The following is a 21,067-nucleotide window of genomic DNA, read 5'->3' as shown; positions in this document are numbered from 1 at the left end:
GTCACACCGGGGCCGGGCGTCCAGCCGTCAGGGTGCCGCACGGCGCCGTGTCCCGAAATCGGCCTCGTCGGACCAGGTTTCCTCATCCGGGGCGGCTGCGACCTGCGATGTCTGTATCGGGCCCGCACTGCCGCCGGCCACCTGCCGGATCCGTGTCTGGGGCCGGCCGCGCCGGTCCAGCTCGGCGCCCACCAGATCGGCGACCGCATCCAGCCCGTCGAGCATGCCGGCCGGCATTACCGAAGACGGGTGAGGCTGGTGCTCAAGGCCGCGCAGCGCATCGGCCATGGCGGCGGCGCTGCGATCGGGCCCGGGATCGAGCAGCATGCGGGTCAGCCCCAGCCTTTCGGCCCGGTCGGCGCGGATGAACTGCTCCAGCCGTGGCTCCGTGCGCGGGACGATGACGGCCGGCTTGTCGAGCGACAGGATCTCGCAGAAAGTGTTGTAGCCGCCCATGGCCACCACACCCAGCGCGCCCGCCATCAGGGTCTCTATGTTCGCGTCGAAGGTCAGCGCCTCGATCTTGTCGAGCTTCTGGGCCCGGGCGCGCAGCCGGTCGCGGGCCTCGCGGTTCATGAACGGCCCCAGCACCAGCACGGCGCGATGCGGCAGGCTTTGCCCATGCTGCTCATAGGCCTTCAATACCCAGTCGATCAGTTCTTCGCCATCGCCGCCGCCACCGGTGGTCACCAGGATGTAGGGGGCGCCGGCGACCAGCGACTGGATACGCTCCGACGCGGCGCCGCGCATGGCCTCGCGGCGCAGATAGCCGGTGAAGGTCATCTTGGCGCGGACATCCGCCGGCAGGTCGATGCCCTCCAGCGGATCATGGATTTCCGGCAGACCGTAGACCCAGATGTCGTCATAGAGGTCGCGCAATGCCGGCAGCACCCGCTTGCGCTTCCATTCGGGCGCCAGCTGGGCGGGCTCGTCCATCACATCGCGCAGCCCCAGCACCAGCCGGGTGCCGCGGCGCTTCAATCGCTTCAGCGTGCGCGTGACTTCGCCGCGCAGGCCCAGCGGTTCCTTGTCCACGATGAAGACATCGGGTTCAAAGACCTCGGCCGTGCGCTCGATGATCGCCCCCCTGAGCTTCAGGATGTGGTCGACGTCCATCTTGAGCTTCAGCGAGGTGTAGTCGCCATTGCGCAGCTTGATCACACCCGGCACCCGAACGAAATCGGTGCGGGTTCTGAAATCGAAGCTGCCGATGATCGGCGAACCCGAGAGGATCAGCACCGACATGTCGGGGAATGTCCCGACCAGGCCGTGCGCAATCTCGCGGCATCTGCGCAGATGGCCGAGCCCGAAGCTGTCGTGGCTGTAGATCAGCACACGCGCGCCGTTCATGCGTCCCGGAACCTCCAGCTTGCGGCGTATCGGCCGGACTATGGCACAGCCCGGCGGCGGACGGGAAGTGCGGATGTCGCGGCGCGGCAAGGGCACATGCGGGGCGCGGCATCCGTGCAATAATATGCTTATGAAATGAATCTTATGACTGGAGATCATAAAAGTCATCTGATATACAGCTTTTGTCCGGGGGAGCGGTTCCTGCGTGATCCGTCGTGTGCCGGACCCAGATCAGATTCAAGGTTCCGGAGAGTTCCGCATGTTGAGCGACGCGACCATCACCCTGGTCAAGGCAACGGTGCCCGTGCTGCGCACCCATGGCGAGGCCATCACCACCCGGTTCTACGAGCGCCTGCTGGCCGCCCCGGAGATCGCGGCGATGTTCGATCCGGCGCATCAGCGCGACGGTTCGCAGCCGCGGGCGCTGGCGGCGGCCGTGCTGGCCTATGCCGAGCATATCGACAATCTCGGCGCGCTGGCGGGCGCGGTGGAGCGCATCGCCCACAAGCATGTCGCGGTCCAGGTGCGGCCCGAGCAGTATGATGTGGTGGGGGCCAATCTGCTGGCCGCGATCTCGGACGTGCTGGGCGATGCCGCGACCCCGCCGATCCTGGCCGCCTGGGGCGAGGCCTATGGTCTGCTCGCAAAGGTGTTCATCGATCGCGAGGCGGCGCTGGCCGGCGAGGGGGCGGCGCGGCCGGGCGGCTGGCGTGGCTTCCGACGCTTCGTGGTCGAGGCGGTCACCGAGGAAAGCCGGGTGATCAAGAGTTTCCTGCTGGCGCCTGAGGATGGTGGGCCGCTGCCGGATTTCGCGCCCGGCCAGTATCTGACCCTGCGCCTGACCCGTGCTGATGGCAGCCAGCTGCTGCGCCATTACAGCCTGGCCGGCCGCGCTGCCAATGGCCGCTGGCGGATTGCGGTGAAGCGCGAACCCGAAGGCCGCGGGTCGGGCCTGCTGCACGACACCATCCGCCCGGGTGCGGTGCTGGAGGTGGCGCCGCCGGCGGGCGACTTCTTCCTGGACGCGGCGACGTCGCGACCGATCCTGCTGCTGGGCGCCGGCGTCGGCCAGACGCCGCTGCTGGCCATGGTCGAGACCCTGGCCGCCACCCGGCCCGATCATCCGGTGATCTGGGCGCATGCAGCGATCGACGGCGAAACCCACGCCTTCGGCGCCCATCTGCGTGCGCTCGCCGAGGCGACGCCCGGCCTGGATCTGCACATTGCCTATGAGCGTCCGGGCGTATCCGACCGGGTGGGCGTGACCCATCATTCGGTCGGCCGCTTCGATGCGGCGCGGATTGCCGGGCTGCTGCCCGATTGCGAGATCGATGTCTATATGTGCGGGCCCCGGGAGTTCCAGAAGGCACAGGCCCGACACCTGATTGCGGCCGGGGTCGCGCCTGCAAACATCCGCTACGAACTGTTCGGGGTGACCGACGAGGCCATCCTCGGCGCCGCCTGATCATGACGGTCTGAAACGCCGGAGACGCCCCCGCCGCCTGCCGCCTTGAAGCAATGAGGTGGCCGATGCGACGCGTTATGCGCGATCATCCGTGCAGATGCGGAGCGGCGGGGGCGATCGGACATGGGTGACGGACAGAGATCGGTTGCGCGGATGATCGCGGCGGTGCTGGAGGATGAGGGCGTAACGCACATCTTCGGTAATCCCGGCTCCACCGAACTGCCGCTGCTGGATGCCGTCGCCCGCGCGCCCGGGCTTACCTATGTGCCGGCGCTTCAGGAGGCGGTCGCCGTCGCCATGGCCGACGGCTATGCCCATGCGGCGGGAAAGGTGGGCGTCGCCCATCTGCATACCGCCTCGGGGCTGGGCCATGCCATGGGGGCGGTGATCGGGGCGGCGCGCATGCGCACGCCGCTGGTGGTCATCGCCGGCCAGCAGGACAGCCGGCATCTGATCCGCGCGCCCTGGCTGGCCGACGACCTGGTGGCGATCGCCCGGCCGGTGGTGAAACAGGCCCATGAACTGACCCGGCCCGAGGATGCCGGCCAGGTGCTGCGCCGGGCCTTCGCGCTGGCCCGGGCCTGGCCGCCGGGGCCGGTCTTTCTGTCGCTGCCGGTGGATCTGACGCTTGCCGCCGCCGATCCGCCACCGCCGCGCATTCCCGCGCCGGCCCCGGCTGCGGGTGACATCGATGCCGCGGCGTCGATGATCGCCGGCGCGGAGGCCGACGATCTGGTGCTTCTGGTGTCGGACACGCTGGCCGGGCCGCAGGGGATGAGGGCGGCGATCGCCTTCGCCGATGCCACCGGCTGCCGGGTCTTTGCGACCCCGGTGCCGCGCGCCCATCTTTTCCCCACCGATCACCCGGGCTGGCGCGGTGTGCTGCCGCCCGATCTGGCGGAGATCCGCTCGATCCTGGGCGACGCGCGGCTGGCGGTGCTGGCGGGGGAGGGGGCGATCCGACCCTATCATTACCGGCCCGGCCCGGCCCTGCCGCAAGGGATGCGGGTCATTCAGCTGGCCCGCGATCCGGCGGCGCCCGGGCTCGACATTGCGGCCGATCTGGTGATCGGCGGCGATCCGGGGGCAGGCCTTGCCGCACTCTCCGCGGTCGTGGCGCGGCCGGGCGTCGCCGCCGTCACTATGCGGCGGCGGGCGGAGAAGGCGGTCGCCGATGCCGGCTTCACGGCCCGGCTGGACAGGCTCCGCGACCGGCTGCCGCTGCATCCGATGATCGCCGCCGATGCGGTGCTGAAGGCGGCCCCACGGGGCGTGACCGTGGTCAACGAGGCCTCGGCCCTGATCGAGGGGCTGCGCCGGCTCTGGCAGGGCGGCATCGGCGACCGGCATGATTTCGTCGCCAGCGCCGGGCTGGGCTGGGGCATGCCGGCGGCCACGGGTGTGGCGCTCGCAACCGGCTGGCCGGTGCTGTGCATCACGGGTGATGGCGGTGCCATGTATGCGCCGCAGGCGCTGTGGACGGCCGCCCGGCTGCGGCTGCCGGTGATCTTCGTCATCCTGAACAACCGGCGCTACGACATTCTGATGCGGACGGCGACGGCGATGGGGCTGGAGAGTGCGGCGGCAGGGCATGCCGTCGGCATGGTCCTGGACGATCCCGCCATCGCCTTCGATCAGCTGGCGGCGTCGATGGGGGTGGCGCATCTCCGTGCCGATACCGTGGGCGCGATCCGTGAGGGCCTGCCCGGGCTGCTCGGAGCAGGGCGGCCGACGGTGCTGGAGATCACTATCGGCGGCGCCGACCCGTATTGACCGGCATGTCGCTCAATGAGATTGCGTCGCAATCAAAGTTGCGGTCCCATGGGCGCCCTGATCGCCTTGCCGGAGATGCCTGTCGTGCGCCTGCTGATACCCTTTGCTGCCGCTTTCGTTCTGGCTTTCGCGCTGTCGGGGGCGCCACTGCCCGCCAGGGCCGCAGAGGAAACGGTGGTGACGGATGCCGCGCCGGTGGCGCCGGGCCTCCACGCCTTCGATCTGACGGCAGCCCGCAACGGGCTGACCTATCGGGTGGATGTGTCGGTACCACCGGTGGCGCCGCCGCCGGGTGGATTTCCGGTGCTGTATCTGCTCGACGGCAACGCCTTTTTCGGCATTGCAGCCACCAGTGCGCTGCTGCTGGGCGGATCCGAGGGACCCGTGGTCGTGGTCGCGATCGGGTATCCGGGCGTGGCGGGCTTCGATCTTACCCGGCGCTATCTGGACCTGACCTCGGCGGTGACGCCCGAGGGGCGGACGATCATGGGGGCTCGTGCGCCCAAGGTGCCGACCGGCGGTGATGAAGCCTTTCTCGACGTGATCCTGAACGAGATCCGCCCCGAGGTCGCCCGGCGTTTTCCGGTGAATGACGACAGGGCAACGCTGTTCGGCCATTCACTGGGCGGGCGCTTCGTGCTGCACGCCGCCTTCACCCGGCCGGATGCGTTCCGGCGCTGGGTGGCGTCCAGCCCGTCGATCTGGTGGAACGACCGCGAGGTGCTGAAGGAAGAGGCGGCCTTTGCGGCCCGCACCGGCCGGCCGGCTCTGGATCTGACGCTTGTCGTGGGAGGGGCCGAACAGGATCCGGAGCGGGAGGAGGCGCCGGAGCGGGCCGCGTTCCGGACCATGGCCCGCATGGTCGATGGCGTACGCGACATGCATGACCGGCTGACCAGGCTGCAGGCCGGCGCCGGGCGGATCGATCTGCTGGTGGTGCCCGATGAGGGGCATATCAGCGTCGTGCCCGCCTCACTCGGCCGCGCGGTGCGCCGCGCCGCCGGGTAGGCCGGGCGCCGCTCTGCAAAGGCGTGACGGGCTGCGGCTTGCATCGACCGTGACGCGCGCCTAGGCTTGGCACCAGGGTTCCGGCGGGCGATGGCCGTCCATAATGGCCAGGTGCCGGCAGGGGGGAGATGCAGGCTGGATGGAGCGGCTGATCGACAGCGTGGCGGCGCGCAGGCGCCGGGCCGCGGTCGCACGCGAGGCGGGCCTCAGGGACCGGGTCGCGCGTGCGGCGGTGGAGCTGTTCGACCAGCTCTATGAAGGTGCCGTGCTGATCGATGCCGCCGGCACCGTTCTGTGGATGAACGACAAGTACCGCGCGATCCTGGGCTGGAACGGCATGGATCCGGTCGAAGGCCGGCCGGTCGAGGACATCATTCCGAACAGCCGGCTGCGCGAGGTGGTGGCCAGTGGCCGTGCCGATCTGATCGACATCTTCGAGGTGGAAGGCCGGCAGCTGGTGGTCAGCCGCATTCCGCTGAAAGACGAGGATGGCAAGGTCTCGGGCGCGGTCGGCATGATCCTGTACGATCGGGTACAGTCGCTCAAGCCGCTGGTCGACAAGTTCCAGGGATTGCAGCGCGATCTGGAAGCCGCGCGACGCCAGCTGGCCGATGCCCGCCGGGCCAAATACGGTTTCTCTCAATTCATCGGCAATTCCGAGGCGGTGCGGTTGCTGAAGCGTCAGGCGCGCCGTGCGGCCGAACGCGACATCACCGTGCTGCTGCTGGGCGAAACCGGCACCGGCAAGGAGATGCTGGCCCATGCGCTGCATGCCGCGAGTGAGCGGCAGGCCGGGCCGATGGTGCGGGTGAACACTGCCGCCATCCCCGAAAACCTGCTGGAGGCAGAGCTGTTCGGTGTGGCGCCCGGCGCCTATACCGGCGCCGGCAACAAGCCGCGTGACGGCAAGATCCGGCTGGCGCACGGGGGCACGCTGTTCCTGGACGAGATCGGCGACATGCCGCTCAGCCTGCAATCCAAGCTGCTCAGGGTATTGCAGGAACGCGAGGTCGAGCCGCTCGGCTCCAACCGGGTGATCCCGGTGGATGTGCGGGTGATTGCGGCCACCAGCCGCGATCTGGGTCGCATGGTCGAAGACGGCCGGTTCCGTGCCGACCTGTATTACCGCCTGAATGTGTTGCCGCTGCGCCTGCCACCGCTGCGCGAACGGCTGGAAGATATCGAACTGCTGGCCGATGCCCTGCTCGAACGGCTGGCGATCGAGCAGGGTGGCCGGCCCCGGCGGCTGACCGATCGGGCGGTGGCCCGGCTGCAGCGCCATGACTGGCCGGGCAATGTGCGCGAGCTTGCCAATCTGCTGGAACGGGCGGCGCTGCTGACCGACGAGGCCGAGATCGATGCCGGCCATCTGGACGGGCTGATCGCTGCCGGCCAGCCGGGCACGACGGAGGCAGATCCGGTCGCTGGGGCAGATCCGGTCGCGGGGGCCGATCCGGTGACGGCGGACGAACCCGTCTGTGTCGCCGAAACCGTGGAACCACTGCGTGAGGCCCTGGCGGCGGCCGAGCGCGACGCCATTCGCCGTGCCCTGGCGGCGGCAGGCGGGGTGAAGACCCAGGCCGCAAAGCTGCTGGGCATTTCCCGCGCGCAGTTCTATGAAAAACTCGCCACCCACGGCATTGAGGCAGGGGTGCCCGGCACCCGCAGTTGACCCGTCCGGAATTCCGGACAGGCGGTGGGGTGTCCGGTCGACCGGACGCTCCGACGTCCGGAAAGCCGGACAGGATGCGGTGCCGCATTCGCTGTTGCGCCGCGGTAAGTGATTGCTTTCCGAACATGTCCCGTAAGTGGCATAGGCCTTGCTTTTTGTATCCTGAAACGGATGCGCCGGGAGCGTGGTGCAGCCGTCAGGGCACCAAGAACAGGGTAGGGAGGCTGACCCCCATGTCGCTCAACTGGAAGCGCCTGGCCGTCGCGGCAGCGACGGCGGCGGCGATCGGCACGGCACCCGCGATGGCGGCCGATCCGATCAGGATCGCGCTGATCTCGGGCAAGACCGGCCCGCTGGAAGCCTATGCCAAGCAGACCCATACCGGCCTGATGATGGGCCTGGAATATGCGACCCAGGGCACGATGGAACTCGACGGCCGCAAGATCGAGGTCATCGAGAAGGACACCCAGCTGAAGCCGGAAATCGCCCGCGCGGTGCTGGCGGAGGCCTATGGTGATGACGAGGTCGACCTCGCCATCGGCCCGACCTCTTCGGGCGATGCGCTGGCGATGCTGCCGGTGGCGCAGGAATACCAGAAGATCCTGCTGGTCGAGCCGGCGGTGGCGGATTCGATTACCGGTGACAAGTGGAACCGCTACATCTTCCGCACCGGCCGCAACTCGTCGCAGGATGCGATCTCGAACGCCGTGGCGCTGGGCAAGCCGGGCGTGAAGATCGCGACCCTCGCCCAGGATTATGCTTTCGGTCGCGACGGCGTCACCGCCTTCCGCGAGGCGCTGGCATCGACCGGTGCCGAGATCGTGCACGAGGAATATGTCCCGCGCGACACCACCGACTTCACCGCCCCGGCGCAGCGCATCTTCGACGCGCTGGATGGCGTGCAGGGCGACAAGGTGCTGTTCGTGATCTGGGCCGGCGCCTCCACGCCCTTCGCCAAGCTGGCGGCAATGGAGCCCGAGCGGCGCGGCATCAAGATCGCGACCGGCGGTAACATCCTGCCGGCCATGGCCGCTTACAAGGCGCTGCCGGGCATGGAGGGTGCCACCTATTACTATTACGACATTCCGAAGAACCCGGTGAACGACTGGCTGGTGACCGAGCATCAGAAGCGCTTCGGCACCCCGCCGGACTTCTTCACCGCCGGTGGCATGTCGGCCGGCATCGCCGCGGTCGAGGCCATCCGCAAGGCCGGGTCCACCGAGACCGAAGACCTGATCAAGGCCATGGAAGGCATGGAGTTCATGTCGCCCAAGGGCAAGATGATCTTCCGCAAGGAAGACCATCAGGCGCTGCAGGAGATGTACCACTTCAGGATCAAGGTCGACGACACCGTCGCCTGGGGCATCCCCGAGCTGGTGCGTGTCATCGGTATCGACGAAATGAATGTGCCGGTGCGCAACAAGCGCTGACCGGAGCGGGTGCTGATCCCGTGATCGTGTGTGACGGGGCGGGGCGGTTCTGCATGCCTCCCCCGGGTGCGGGCCTCTCTTCCCCCGCCGCCGTTACACACGGGTCCTCCGCCGCAGCCCGGGTGGTCCATGAACCCCGGTCGCCCGGCTGCGGCGGCAGAACCCTCACGGCTGCCCATACCAGTTGCTTCCCATACCAGACGCCGCCATCTGCGGCGCAGGCATCCACGGACACGGCATGACCGCTTCATCCGCCGCGGGCCAGGGCGGCGCCAGGCCGGCGCTCGAAACCCGCGACCTCACCGTGCGCTTCGGCGGCCACGTCGCCGTGAACGGCGTCAGCTGCCGGTTCGATCGCGGCACGCTGACCGCCATCGTCGGCCCCAACGGTGCCGGCAAGACCACCTATTTCAACCTGATCTCAGGCCAGCTGAAGGCGACGGCGGGCGAGGTGCTGCTGGACGGCCACGACCTGTCCTCGCATGGCGCCGCCGGGCGTACCCGGCGCGGCATCGGCCGGGCCTTTCAGCTGACCAACCTGTTTCCCAACCTCACGGTGCGCGAGAATGTCCGCCTGGCGGTGCAGGCGCGCCGTGGCCGCGGCTTCGACATCTTCTCGATGGCGGCCCATGGCCGGCATCTGATCGAGCGGGCCGACGAGATCCTGGAGCGGGTGCGTCTGGCCGCGCGCGGCCAGGATGTGGTCGCAACCCTGCCGCATGGCGACCAGCGCAAGCTGGAGGTGGCGATCCTGATCGCGCTGGAGCCTTCGATCTTCATGTTCGACGAGCCGACCGCGGGCATGAGTGTCGACGAGGTACCGGTGATCCTGGATCTGATCCACGAGATCAAGGCCGACCCGGCCAAGACCGTGCTGCTGGTGGAACACAAGATGGACGTGGTCCATTCGCTCGCCGACCGGATCATCGTGCTGCACAACGGCTATCTGGTCGCCGATGGCGACCCGCGCGAAGTGGTCGCCTCGCCGATCGTGCAGGAAGCCTATCTGGGCATGGGGGCCGCCACACATGTCTGACGCCCTGCTCACCCTCGCCGGCGTGCACACCCATATCGGCCAGTACCACATCCTTCAGGGGGTGGATCTGGTGGTGCCGCGCGGCGGGTTGACAATGCTGCTCGGCCGCAACGGTGCTGGCAAGACCACCACCCTGCGCACGATCATGGGCCTCTGGCAGGCCTCGCAGGGGCAGATCACCTTCGACGGGCGCGACATCACCAGGGCTCATACCGCCGATCTCGCTGCGGCCGGCATCGCCTATGTGCCCGAGGATATGGGGATCTTCGCCGGGCTGACGGTGCGCGAGAACATGGTGCTGGCGGCTCGTTCCGGACCCATGGACCAGAAACGCCTTGCCTGGATCTACGAGCTGTTTCCGGCGCTGGAGAAGTTCTGGAACTGGCCGGCCGGCAATCTGTCGGGCGGGCAGAAGCAGATGCTCGCCATCGCCCGGGCGATCGTGGAGCCGCGTGAGCTGCTGATCGTCGACGAGCCGTCCAAGGGGCTGGCGCCGGCGATCATCGGCCATCTGATCCAGGCCTTCCGCGAACTCAAATCCACCCACACGACCATTCTGATGGTCGAACAGAATTTCAGCATGGCGACCGCCCTGGGGGATACGGTGGCGGTGATGGATGACGGCCGCGTCGTCCATGCGGGCTCGATGCACGAGCTTGCCCATGACGGAGATCTTCAGCGCCGCCTGCTCGGCCTCAGCCTGGACGCTCATCAATGACCGCGCGCGCTCTCAAGACCGCCGGACTGGTCGAGCGGCACGCCCCGCTCGCGATCGCCGGCCTGATCCTGTTCCTGCCGCTCATCGCCATCGATCCCGGCACCTGGATGGTGCTGGCGATCGCCGGCCTCGCCATGGGCATGATGATCTTCCTGATGGCCTCGGGCCTCACCCTGGTCTTCGGCCTGATGGATGTGCTGAATTTCGCCCACGGGGCTTTCGTGGCCGTCGGCGCCTATCTTGCGACCGGGCTGCTGGCGCCGGGCGGGCCCTTCCACGACATGCTCGGCATCTCGCTGCTGGGGGATGTGGGGGCGATGCTGCTCTCGATCCTGGTGGCCTGCGTGGTGGCCGGCATACTGGGTCTCGCCTTCGAGCGGATCATCGTGCGCCGGGTCTATGGCGCGCATCTGCGCCAGATCCTGATCACGGTCGGCGGTCTGATCGTCGCCGAACAGCTGATCACCGTGATCTGGGGGCCGGATCCGATCCCTCTGCCCAAGCCCGAAACGCTGCGCGGCTCGATCTTCTTCGGTGACATCGCGGTCGAGCGTTACCGGCTGGTCGCCTGCGTGCTGGGCCTCGTCGCCTATATCGGCATGCATTTCGCGCTCAACCGCACGCGGATCGGCCTGCTGGTCCGTGCGGGCGTCGAGAACCGCGAGATGGTCGAGGCGCTGGGCTATAAGGTCCGCCGGCTGTTCGTCGGCGTCTTCGTGGCCGGCACCGCACTCGCCGCTTCGGGCGGGGTGATGTGGGCGCTCTACCAGGAACTGGTGACCGTCCATATCGGCGCCGATGTGATGATTCTGGTGTTCATCGTGGTGATCATCGGCGGGCTGGGCTCGGTGGGCGGCTGCTTCCTCGGCGCCCTGCTGGTGGGGCTCACCGCAAATTTCATGGGCTATCTCGCACCGACGCTGGCGCTCGGCTCCAACATCCTTCTGATGGTGGCGGTCCTGCTCTGGCGCCCCCGCGGGCTCTATCCCGCGACGAAGAACTGAGCCGGAGACCCGCACCCATGCTCAACTGGATCATCTCCGGCGACCATCCGCGCAGCCGCATCCTCACCATCGTTCTGCTGGTGGTGCTGCTGGGCCTCGCCTTCGCCCCCTTCGTCTTTCCCGGGACCCGCTCGCTTGCGGTCGCGGCACGCATCTGCGTTCTGATCGTGCTGGTTGCGTCCTACGATATCCTGCTCGGCTATACCGGCATCGTCTCCTTCGCCCACACCATGTTCTTCGGCATCGGCGCCTATGGGGTCGCGATCTCGCTGAATGCGCTGGGCCCGAGCTGGGGGGCGGTGGGCCTCGGCACGGTTGCGGGCGTGCTGCTCTCGATCGTGGTGGCGGCAGTGATCGGCCTGCTGTCGCTCAGGGTGAGGGCGATCTTCTTCAGCATGATCACCCTTGCGGTGGCGAGCTTTTTCCTGATCCTGGCGTCGCAGCTCTCGTGGTTGACCGGCGGCGAGGACGGCATGTCGTTCAGCATCCCGCGGCTGCTGAGCCCGGCTTACAGGCTGGTCGACGGCGAGGTGCTGGGCCAGAAGATCAACGGCCGGATCATCGGCTATTATCTGGTCTTCTTCGTCTCGCTCTTCCTGTTCCTGTTCATGCTGCGCGTGGTCAACTCGCCCTTCGGCCGGGTGCTTCAGGCGATCCGCGAAAACGACTTCCGGGCCGAAGCCCTGGGCAACCGGGTGGTGATCTATCGCACCGCCGCCTCCTGCCTGGTGGCGGCGCTGGCGGCGCTCGCCGGTGTGCTGAACGCGCTCTGGCTGCGCTATACCGGGCCCGATGCCACGCTTTCCTTCGCCATCATGCTCGATGTGCTGCTGATGGTGGTGATCGGCGGCATGGGAACGCTTTATGGTGCGGTGATCGGCGTGGTGATCCTCAGCCTGGCGCAGTTCTATCTTCAGGACCTGATGGGCTCGGCCTCCGAAGCGCTGGCCGGCATCCCGATCCTGCCGGAACTGATCGCCGCCGATCGCTGGATGCTGTGGCTCGGCATCCTGTTCGTGCTTTCGGTCTACTTCTTCCCGTCCGGCATCGTCGGCAAACTCAGGGAACGCTGATCCATGACCCCGACCACCACCCCCGCGTCCGAATTCCTGACCGCCTGCGGCCACGAGATCCACCTGATGCACTGGTCGAAGGACCGGTCGGAACCGGTGGTGATGTGGCACGGCCTCGCCCGGACCGGCCGTGATTTCGACCCCTGCGCGGCGTATTTCGCCGATCGCTACCGCATCGTGGCCCCCGACACCATCGGCCGCGGCCTGTCGTCGTGGTCGAAGACGCCCGACGCCGAGTACCGGCTGGAACATTATGCCGATATCGCCGTCGAACTGCTCGACCGGCTGGGCATCGAGCGGATGCGCTGGATCGGCACCTCTATGGGCGGCGCCATCGGTATGGTGCTGGCCGCAGGCCCGCTGCGGGACCGGATCACCCATCTGGTTCTGAACGATATCGGCCCGGCATTGTCGCCGGTGGCGGTCGGCCGGATCCGGTCTTACGTTACCCAACCGCCGGTTTTCGACACGGTGCTGGAGCTGGAGGCCTATCTGCGCACCATCTACGCCCCCTATGGCGCGATCACCGATGCCCAGTGGCGGCAGATGGCCGAAACCTCCACCCGCCGCCGCGATGACGGCAAGGTGACCGTGCATTATGACCCTGCCGTCATGCGCGTTTTTGCAGAGACGACAGACGATTTCGAGATGTGGGATGCCTGGGATGCCATTCGTGCCAAGACCTTGGTCATGCGCGGCGAGACCAGCGACCTGCTGACCCAGGATACGGCCGAAGAAATGACCCGACGCGGGCCCAAGGCGAGACTTGCGGTCATTCCCGGCTGCGGGCATGCTCCGGCTCTGAACGTTCCCGACCAGTTGCAGCTGATCGAGGACTTCCTTGCCAGCTGATTTTTGACGCCCTTCCTCACCGCGGCCGGTTCCGGGAACCGGCCGCGGTGAGGGCCTCGATCGGCGGGGCCGGGAGACAGCCCGCCGGTCGAAACTGAACCGCCCTGGAGGCAGTGCCTCCGGGGCGGTTTTTTCGTCTGTGGCGGACGGGCCTGAGCGGCAACAAAAAGCCCCCGGAGACGGGCTCCGGGGGCGGCATCGATTGGCGATGGCCGGCAATCAGCCGGTTCGCGCCGATTTCAGCATGAAGGCCGGGATGTCCTTGCCGAAACCCAGCGGCGTGTCGTCCTCGCGCGGGCGGCGTTCGGACGAACGGGGCCGTTCGGGCTTGCGCTCGGCCGCAGGGCGGGGTGCCGGGGCCGGGGCGGGCACCTCCTCGACAACCTCAGCCTCCTCAATCTCGGCCTCGACCGGCTCGATCTCGGTGGGCCGAGCGTCGGTGGAGCGGGTTCCAGCGGAGCGGGGCGCACGGCGCTTGCGACGCTCGGGCTTCGCAGCCTGGGCCGGCGCCTCTTCGGCAGCCGGCAGCTCTTCGGCCTGAGCTTCGACGGCCGGCACTTCGGTCACCTCGACCTCAGTCTCGACCTCGCGACGGCGGCGCGGACGGGCGCGCGGGCCACGGGGCGGGCGGCCCCCGGCGGCGGCGGCTTCGGTCTCGGTGTCCGCCGGGACCTCTGCGGTGACCTTGGCCGACAGCTCATTCAGCTCTTCCAACGGCTTGCCTCCCAGCAGGGCGACCACGCGGTCGTAGAGCTTCTTGTCATCGGGGGTCACCAGCATGATGGCGGTGCCGCTGCGGCCGGCACGGCCGGTCCGGCCGATGCGGTGGATATAGTCTTCGGCAGCCAGCGGGACGTCGTAATTGAAGACGTGGCTGACATGCTCGATATCGAGCCCGCGGCCGGCGACGTCGGTCGCAATCAGGAACTTGATCCGGTTGTCGCGGAAGGCGGCCAGCGTCTCGTTGCGCGCATCCTGGGTCATGTCGCCATGGAGCGCGCCGACATCGTGCCCGGCCCGCTTCAACGTTTCGTAAAGCGTCGCGACCGTGCGCTTGCGATTGCAGAAGATGATGCCGTTGCCGATCGGCTCGTTGCGCATCAGGGTTTCGAGCGGGCGGCGCTTGGCGCGCTCGTTCGGCACCTGGACCACCAGCTGACGCACGGTCGATGCGGCCGTGGACTGGGGCGCGACCGACACTTCCCTGGGGTTCATCAGGAACTTGTCGGCCAGCCGCCGGATTTCGGGCGGCATGGTCGCCGAGAACAGCAGGGTCTGGCGGATCTGCGGCAGCAGGCTGGCGATGCGCTCAAGATCGGGGATGAAGCCCATATCGAGCATGCGATCGGCTTCGTCGACCACCAGGATGCGCACGTCGGTCAGGAGCACGCGGCCACGCTCGAAATGATCGAGCAGGCGGCCGGGGGTCGCGATCAGCACGTCGACGCCCTTGTCGAGCGCCTTCTCCTGGTCGGAGAATGACACACCGCCGATGAGCAGGGCCATCGACAGCGGCGTGTACTTGCCATAGGTGTTGAAATTCTCGGCGATCTGCTGCGCCAGCTCGCGGGTCGGCGTCATGATCAGCGACCGCGGCATGCGCGCACGTACCCGGCCCTGGGCCAGGATGTCGATCATCGGCAGGGTGAAGGAGGCTGTCTTGCCAGTGCCGGTCTGCGCGCAGCCGAGCACGTCCCGCCCCTGGAGCACCCAGGGGATGGCCTTTTCCTGGATGGGGGTCGGCTGATTGTAGCCGGCGTCAGTGACCGCCCGCAGGACTTCGGCGCTCAGGCCCAGATCTTCGAATGTCATTGCGAGACGGTACGCCCGATCTGCTTGTCGATATCCGGATGTGTGGGCCATATATAACCGCCGGGGCGTGCAAGTCAATCACGGCGACCGGCCTTAACCCGCAGGAGGCAAGGACTTGGCTGATTTTTCCCCCCGCCGCCCCGAAAACCGCACCCGTCCGGCCGGTGCGCTGATGGATGCAGATGCCGACCTGCTGGTTGTGATCGACCTTCAGGCCCGGCTGATGCCTGCCATTTCCGGCGGAGAGGCGGCGGTGGCCGATGCCGGCCGTCTGATCGACGGCGCGCGGGCACTGGGCATTCCGGTGCTCGCGACCGAACAATATCCGCAGGGGTTGGGCCCGACGGTCGATGTGATCCGCGACCGGCTCGACCCGTCGGAGATCGTGTCCAAGATCACCTTCTCGTCCTGGAACGAGCACGCTTTCCGCGATCGGGTGATCGCCTCGGGCCGCCGCCGGCTGGTGGTCTGCGGAACCGAGGCGCATGTCTGCGTGCTGCAGACCGTGCTTGACGCGGCGCGTGCCGGCTTTCAGCTTGCGGTGGTTGCCGACGCGGTCGCGAGCCGCGCCCCCGCCAGCAAGGCGCTCGCGCTCGACCGGATGGCGCGCCACGGTGTCGAGATCGTCTCGACCGAGATGGTGCTGTTCGAGTGGCTGGGCCGGGCGGGCGATGACCGCTTCAAGGCGGTGCTGCCGCTGATCCGTTGAGCGCTTTGCACGTTCCGAAAGGTTGTTACGGATGTCCGACCGTCTGCCCCTGGTCCTGCTGCCGGGCCTGCTCTGCGATCACGACCTCTGGGCATCGGTGCTGGACGGGCTGGCCGACCGGGCGGAGATGACGGTGGCCGACCTGACCCGCGACGACAATGTGGCGGCCATGGCTGCCCGGGTGCTGGCCGAGGTGACGGCGCCGCGCTTCGCCCTGGCCGGGCTGTCGATGGGCGGCTATGTGGCCCAGGAGATCATGCGCCAGGCGCCCGAACGGGTGATCGGCCTTGCCCTGCTCGACACCTCTGCCCGGGCGGATACCGAAGAGCAGACGGCCCGGCGCCGCGCGCTGATCGATGTCGCGAGCCGCGGCCGCTTCAAGGGCGTGACGCCGCGCCTGCTGCCGGTGCTGATCCACGAGCGCCGGCTGACCGATGAAACATTGACCGGCCGGATCATGGCGATGGCGGAGAGGGTCGGCCATCCGGCCTTTCTGCGCCAGCAGGAGGCGATCATGGCCCGGCCGGATGGCCGGGCGGATCTCGCCCGGATCACCTGCCCGACGCTGGTGGTCTGCGGGCGCGAGGATGTGCTGACCCCGCTGCCGTTGGCCGAAGAGATGGCGGCTGCCATCCCCGGGGCCATGCTGCACGTCATCGAGGATTGCGGCCATCTGCCGCCGATGGAGCGTCCGGCCGAGGCGGTCGCGGCGATGGCCGGATGGCTCGATCGCCTGACGGTCTGATCCGCTTCAACCGGCGAGCAGGGCGATGCCGGTGGCATCGGCATGGACCAGCCGCCCGCGGGCGATGGTGAGGGCCACGCGCGGCACCATCGGATCGGCGTCGTCGACCACGATCAGATCGGCGCGCAGGCCGGGTGCAAGCCGGCCACGATCGGCGAGACCGGCGGCGCGCGCCGGGCGGGCGGAGACCAGCGACCAGGACTGTGCGAGGTCGAGCCCGGTCGTGGCGGCGGTGACGAAGGGGGCCGTCAGCATCGCGGCATGGCTGTAGTCGCTGGCGACCAGGGTCGCCGCACCGGCCGCGACGGCATCTCGCGCCCCCAGCCGTCCGGCATGGCTGGTGCCGCGCAGCAGGTTCGGCGCGCCGACCATCACCTCGTCGCCGGCAGCGACCGCCGCCTGAGCGGTTGCCATATCGACGGGGAATTCGGCGATGCGGGCCCCCATTGCGCGGGCGGCCGCGCGCATCTCGGGCGTTTCGTCGTCATGAGAGAGAAGCGGGATGCCTGCCGCACGGGCGACGGAAGCCAGCCGGCATGCCGAGGCCCATTGTTCGCTCCGGTCGGCCGCAAGCGCGTCGATGCGCGTCAGAAGCTCGTCGGTCGAAAGCCCGGAACGGCCGGCGGCCACGGCGAGCTTCGCCGGCCGCGCCCGCATGGCGATGAAGTCGGGCAGATGGTCGTTCAGGGCGAGAAGATCGACCAGACCGCGGGAAAGCCAGTCTTCGACCCGGGCGGCACCTGCGGCATTGGCGATCTCGTGGCGCAGATGAATGCGGGTGTCGACCATCATCCGGGGCCGGAGGGCGTGGATCGCCAGGATGAGTGCTTCCGCCGCATCGAGGCTGCGCAACCCGGGCTCCCAGGACGCGGTGATGCCATGGGCGGCCGTGGTGATGCCCAGTGCCGCCATCTGACGATCGGTGTCGATGAGACCCAGATCGATCGGGAAATGGACGCCGGGGCGCGGCATGATCTGGCGTTCGAAGGCATCGCCATGGAGGTCGACCAGACCGGGCGCGACCAGCAGATCACCCAGATCGACGCCATCGCCACCGGTGTGTCGCGACGTCTCGACGATGCGGCCCTCCGCGAGGGTCAGCCGGCCGGGTGCCACATCGCCATCCGCCAGCAGCATGCGCCGGCCGGACAGGGTGAACGGAGAAGTGGAGGAAGGAAGGGGCGCCGCCGTCATGATGCCGTTCCGCGTGCAGGATCGGGGAGGGAGGCGGACGATAGGACGGCGGCGGGGGGAGAGGGGGTGAAACTCTTGTGACAGCGTGTCTGTCGCCGGTGTCGTCAGCCGACACTGGAGATGAAGCGGTCGACCTCGCTGCGCAGATGATGCGATTCCTGATCGAGTTCCGACGCCGCGTCGACAACCCGGCGGGCGGCAACACCGGTTTCACGGGCGGCATTGCCGACACCGGTGATGATGTCGGACACCTTGTGGGTCGCATTGGCGGCATCCACCGTCGAGCGCGCCACTTCACGGGTTGCGGCGGTCTGTTCCTCGGTGGCGGCGGCAATGGTGGTGGTGGTGCCGTCGAGCGCCGCGATGGCCGAGGCGACGGCATCGGAGGTGCTGGCGACGCGCGAGATGATCGAGCGGACCTGGTCGATCTGCCCGCCGATCTCTTCGGTCGCCTTCTGCGTCTGGCCGGCGAGGGTCTTCACCTCGTTCGCCACCACGGCGAAACCGCGGCCGGCCTCGCCGGCACGGGCTGCCTCGATGGTGGCGTTGAGCGCCAGGAGATTGGTCTGTTCGGCGATCGTGCGGATCAGGGTCACGATCTTGCCGATGCTCTCGGCCGCACCGACCAGTTCATTGATCGCGGCCCGCCCGGCATCGACATGGCCGACGGCATCCGAAGACAGCTGCTTCATCCGCTCCAGCTGATGGGCGATCTCGCTCGCGGCCCGGCTCATCTCCTCGGTCGCCGCGGCAGCAGAGCCGACCGCGCGGGTCGCATCGGCCGCGGCCATGTCGACCGTTTCGGCGCTGGTGCTCGTGGCCTCGGCATTGACGGCCATCCGGCCGGCACTGTCACGCATGGCGCCCGCAGCATCGCCGACGCTTTCCACGATCGTTCCCACCGTGGAGCGGAAGGCATCGACCAGATGACGCAGGGCTTCGGCCTTCTCGGCCCGCCCGCGTTCCAGATAGACCGAGATGGCGAAGTCCATGTCCAGCATCGCCGCGCGGATCAGGACGGTGCCGTAGCGCGAGAGCTTTTCCGAACGTCGACCGAACAGCCCGCTTTCCATCTCGCGGGTCAGACGCTCCATGATCCCGGAGAGGATGAAGGCGTAGCCGCCGATATACCAGCCGGGTTCAAGGCCCAGCCGCGCATGGGTCTGACCGATCCGGCGAACGGAGTCTACATAGGTTTTGTCGAACCGGCCGTCGGCGATGACCAGCCAGTGATTGAGCTGTGCGTTGCGGGCGCGGTCCTGGCCGGTCGATCCGCCGAACATCCGGCCGAGCTCCGGATACTGACGCAGATGCTGATAAAAGGCGGCGAGCACATCCGGGAGGTGCTTCTCCAGGAAGGGCTTCATCGATCTGAGATCGGTCCGCGCTGCGTCGTCCAGACGCAGAAACGCGAGCCGTTCCGACGTTTCATCCGTCTGGGACAAGGCGGCCGCCATATTCATTCCGATTCCCCCACTTCTTGACGCGGCAGGTCATTCTTGCTGATGCGTCAATTTATCCGATCAGAGGTTATCGAAACGTAAAGCCGTAGCGCAATTCACATGGTAAATAAGAGATGAATCGGCTCGGGAGATATGGGTTTCATCTGCGGAATATTAGTATTTTATTAAGCAACAAGATTGTTGTAGTGGATGTGACGGGAACGGACGTGCTGAATTTTTCGGTGCCGTGATCCGGGGGGCTCAGTGACGTCGTAACAGTAACGTTGGTACCCGTATCGAGGATGTCCACCATGGTGGATCATGTCTCCCGGCTGTCGCGTGAATGCGACGTCATCACCGACGCCCTTCGCTCACTGGCCCAACGCATGAAAACAAGCCGTGAGCATCTGACGGTCGCTGCACAGAAATTCCAGGAGGCGTCGAGCCGCAACAGGCTGTTGTAACCACCTGGTCTTGCACTGCACAAGGAATAGGGGGAGATGATATCTCCCCCCCCTTTTTTGTTGGCCGTCCGCGTCGCCTCAGCCTGCCATAAACCAGGGCGTCATCGGCGCCCGGGCGTCATTGCAGAACCCCAGACAGTCGTTGTCCATATTCGGGTTGCGCGGCGGCGTGATCTCCAGCAGCAGGGCGCGAAACAGTGGCGCGTAGCCTTCCCCGTCTGCCGTCGGCACCGACAGCCCGCCCTGAGTGGTGCTGACCGTGGTATCGCCATAGCAGATGGTGAGGCCGAGCTGCTGCGGCCCCGTCGCGGCCGTTCCCGGGGCCGAAGCAGGATCTGTCATGTGCAGCGCCTTTGCCGTGCAGGCCTCGGGCCGGGTCGTGACATTGCCACCGGCCTGGACAACCAGATAGTAGCCGGAGGGCACGGTTCCGGGGGCGGGATCTGCCACGGTGAAACCCGCGGAGGCGCGCGGATAACCACGTGTCAGCGCATCGACCACCACGGCGTCGCTGGCGGCCGCGTCCAGGCCTGCCAGGGAACGCGGCACCACGACCGGCATCGGTTGCGCCCTGAAGGCACGATCCACGGCGTCCCGGTCGTAGAACGTGCCGACGAAGGGTGGTTCGATCCGTGTCAGGGCCATGCCGGCACAGGCGGCGAGCGTCGGGGCGGCCAGCAGGGCAACGAGGGACAGGGCGCGCAGGCGGGAGGCGTACATGGCGGGCGATACCCTTGGAACGACGTCAGTTGCCGCCGCGGCGCGTGCCGGAATCGCCGGGCTGCTTGAGAAGAATGACGGCCTGACCCAGCGCCTGATCAAGGGCGGCCGGGTCCGTGGCACGGACCGTGGCGGCGCCGAGCGGATCACCCGTATCGGCGCAGAGGGCAAGCTGCAGACGCTCCGTACCGGTCGGCCGGCCGGCGGCCACAGGGTCGCAGGCGTTGAGGACGATCGGCTGCGTATCGGCCCGCAGCAGGATATGCGGCCCGTCGGGCGGCGTAGCGGCAACCGGCAGGGGATGACCGACCGCCCGCCCGACGGCATCTGCCAATGGCCGTGCCTGGTCGGGGGTTCCGGCAGCGACCACCACCGGCGGGCTGTCGGACAGGAACATGGTGACGTCCTGGCTGGTTGCCCAGCCGACGCGGCGGGCATTTTCGACCGTCGTACCGGCGCCGGCACAGCCGGCGAGTGCCGCAAACAGGGCGATCGTCCCAAAAATCAGGGGGCGGCGGCGTGCGCTTGCGGGGCGTGCGGTCCTGATCCGATCCATCTTGATCCAGGCTCCCATGACCGGCAGGGAAGCCGGCCGCGGCC

At 67.9% G+C, this 21,067-nt stretch carries 19 protein-coding genes; 13 read left to right on the top strand and 6 right to left on the bottom strand.

The genetic code is table 11. From position 1 onward, the window contains the following. Positions 1 to 27 precede the first annotated feature (27 nt). The gene (locus P7L68_RS17940) at positions 28 to 1,350 is read right to left on the bottom strand and encodes a glycosyltransferase family protein (RefSeq protein WP_372000403.1); all 1,323 of its coding nucleotides are present in this window, start codon (positions 1,348 to 1,350) and stop codon (positions 28 to 30) included. A 259-nt stretch (positions 1,351 to 1,609) separates the two neighbouring features. On the opposite strand from P7L68_RS17940, the gene hmpA reads away from it, so the two are divergent. From hmpA to P7L68_RS17890, 10 genes are all read left to right on the top strand, one after another. Then, on the top strand, positions 1,610 to 2,815 hold the full coding sequence (gene hmpA, locus P7L68_RS17935) for an NO-inducible flavohemoprotein (protein ID WP_372000401.1): 1,206 nt from the start codon (positions 1,610 to 1,612) through the stop codon (positions 2,813 to 2,815). Between the two features lie 123 nt (positions 2,816 to 2,938). Next, a complete protein-coding gene (locus P7L68_RS17930) occupies positions 2,939 to 4,588 on the top strand; it encodes a thiamine pyrophosphate-binding protein (protein WP_372000400.1) in 1,650 nt (549 codons plus the stop codon). 84 nt (positions 4,589 to 4,672) lie between these two features. After that, the gene (locus P7L68_RS17925) at positions 4,673 to 5,596 is read left to right on the top strand and encodes an alpha/beta hydrolase (RefSeq protein ID WP_372000399.1); all 924 of its coding nucleotides are present in this window, start codon (positions 4,673 to 4,675) and stop codon (positions 5,594 to 5,596) included. 139 nt (positions 5,597 to 5,735) lie between these two features. Beyond that, positions 5,736 to 7,268: a sigma-54 interaction domain-containing protein gene (locus P7L68_RS17920; protein ID WP_372000397.1), complete on the top strand. Its 1,533-nt coding sequence runs from the start codon at positions 5,736 to 5,738 to the stop codon at positions 7,266 to 7,268. A gap of 233 nt (positions 7,269 to 7,501) precedes the next feature. Then, a complete protein-coding gene (locus P7L68_RS17915) occupies positions 7,502 to 8,698 on the top strand; it encodes a substrate-binding domain-containing protein (RefSeq protein WP_372000395.1) in 1,197 nt (398 codons plus the stop codon). A gap of 238 nt (positions 8,699 to 8,936) precedes the next feature. After that, complete coding sequence (locus P7L68_RS17910; RefSeq protein ID WP_372000393.1) at positions 8,937 to 9,734, top strand: ABC transporter ATP-binding protein; 798 nt, start codon at positions 8,937 to 8,939, stop codon at positions 9,732 to 9,734. Then, a complete protein-coding gene (locus tag P7L68_RS17905) occupies positions 9,727 to 10,452 on the top strand; it encodes an ABC transporter ATP-binding protein (RefSeq protein WP_062761077.1) in 726 nt (241 codons plus the stop codon). Before P7L68_RS17910 ends, P7L68_RS17905 begins: the two co-directional genes overlap by 8 nt. Then, complete coding sequence (locus tag P7L68_RS17900; RefSeq protein WP_372000391.1) at positions 10,449 to 11,456, top strand: branched-chain amino acid ABC transporter permease; 1,008 nt, start codon at positions 10,449 to 10,451, stop codon at positions 11,454 to 11,456. The genes P7L68_RS17905 and P7L68_RS17900 overlap by 4 nt, the downstream gene beginning before the upstream one ends. A gap of 17 nt (positions 11,457 to 11,473) precedes the next feature. Beyond that, on the top strand, positions 11,474 to 12,529 hold the full coding sequence (locus P7L68_RS17895; RefSeq protein WP_372000389.1) for a branched-chain amino acid ABC transporter permease: 1,056 nt from the start codon (positions 11,474 to 11,476) through the stop codon (positions 12,527 to 12,529). Between the two features lie 3 nt (positions 12,530 to 12,532). Then, on the top strand, positions 12,533 to 13,381 hold the full coding sequence (locus P7L68_RS17890; protein WP_372000387.1) for an alpha/beta fold hydrolase: 849 nt from the start codon (positions 12,533 to 12,535) through the stop codon (positions 13,379 to 13,381). A 219-nt stretch (positions 13,382 to 13,600) separates the two neighbouring features. On the opposite strand, the gene P7L68_RS17885 is transcribed toward P7L68_RS17890, so the two are convergent. Further along, positions 13,601 to 15,193, bottom strand: a complete 1,593-nt coding sequence (locus tag P7L68_RS17885) for a DEAD/DEAH box helicase (protein ID WP_372000385.1) — start codon at positions 15,191 to 15,193, stop codon at positions 13,601 to 13,603. A 172-nt stretch (positions 15,194 to 15,365) separates the two neighbouring features. On the opposite strand from P7L68_RS17885, the gene P7L68_RS17880 reads away from it, so the two are divergent. Next, positions 15,366 to 15,902 carry a hydrolase gene (locus P7L68_RS17880; protein WP_372006869.1) on the top strand — a complete coding sequence of 179 codons (537 nt, stop codon included), beginning with the start codon at positions 15,366 to 15,368 and terminating at the stop codon, positions 15,900 to 15,902. A gap of 31 nt (positions 15,903 to 15,933) precedes the next feature. Further along, entirely contained in the window at positions 15,934 to 16,647 is a 714-nt protein-coding gene (locus tag P7L68_RS17875; RefSeq protein ID WP_372000384.1) for an alpha/beta fold hydrolase, read from the top strand. Between the two features lie 6 nt (positions 16,648 to 16,653). On the opposite strand, the gene P7L68_RS17870 is transcribed toward P7L68_RS17875, so the two are convergent. Both P7L68_RS17870 and P7L68_RS17865 read right to left on the bottom strand, forming a co-directional pair. Further along, a complete protein-coding gene (locus P7L68_RS17870) occupies positions 16,654 to 17,841 on the bottom strand; it encodes an alpha-D-ribose 1-methylphosphonate 5-triphosphate diphosphatase (RefSeq protein WP_372000383.1) in 1,188 nt (395 codons plus the stop codon). 104 nt (positions 17,842 to 17,945) lie between these two features. Further along, positions 17,946 to 19,286 (bottom strand): protoglobin domain-containing protein, encoded by a 1,341-nt coding sequence (locus P7L68_RS17865; protein WP_372000381.1) that lies wholly within the window; start codon positions 19,284 to 19,286, stop codon positions 17,946 to 17,948. A 308-nt stretch (positions 19,287 to 19,594) separates the two neighbouring features. On the opposite strand from P7L68_RS17865, the gene P7L68_RS17860 reads away from it, so the two are divergent. Beyond that, positions 19,595 to 19,747, top strand: a complete 153-nt coding sequence (locus P7L68_RS17860) for a hypothetical protein (protein WP_372000379.1) — start codon at positions 19,595 to 19,597, stop codon at positions 19,745 to 19,747. A 78-nt stretch (positions 19,748 to 19,825) separates the two neighbouring features. Here the strand turns inward: P7L68_RS17860 and P7L68_RS17855 are convergent, their stop codons facing one another. Further along, positions 19,826 to 20,467 carry a hypothetical protein gene (locus P7L68_RS17855; RefSeq protein ID WP_372000377.1) on the bottom strand — a complete coding sequence of 214 codons (642 nt, stop codon included), beginning with the start codon at positions 20,465 to 20,467 and terminating at the stop codon, positions 19,826 to 19,828. 25 nt (positions 20,468 to 20,492) lie between these two features. Further along, positions 20,493 to 21,023 (bottom strand): hypothetical protein, encoded by a 531-nt coding sequence (locus tag P7L68_RS17850; protein WP_372000376.1) that lies wholly within the window; start codon positions 21,021 to 21,023, stop codon positions 20,493 to 20,495. Positions 21,024 to 21,067 lie beyond the last annotated feature (44 nt).

The sequence above is a fragment of the Tistrella mobilis genome (genome assembly GCF_041468085.1).
Lineage (GTDB): Bacteria > Pseudomonadota > Alphaproteobacteria > Tistrellales > Tistrellaceae > Tistrella > Tistrella mobilis_A.
Note: the sequence above shows the minus strand (reverse complement) of the source record. Positions and strands in the feature narration are given on the sequence as shown.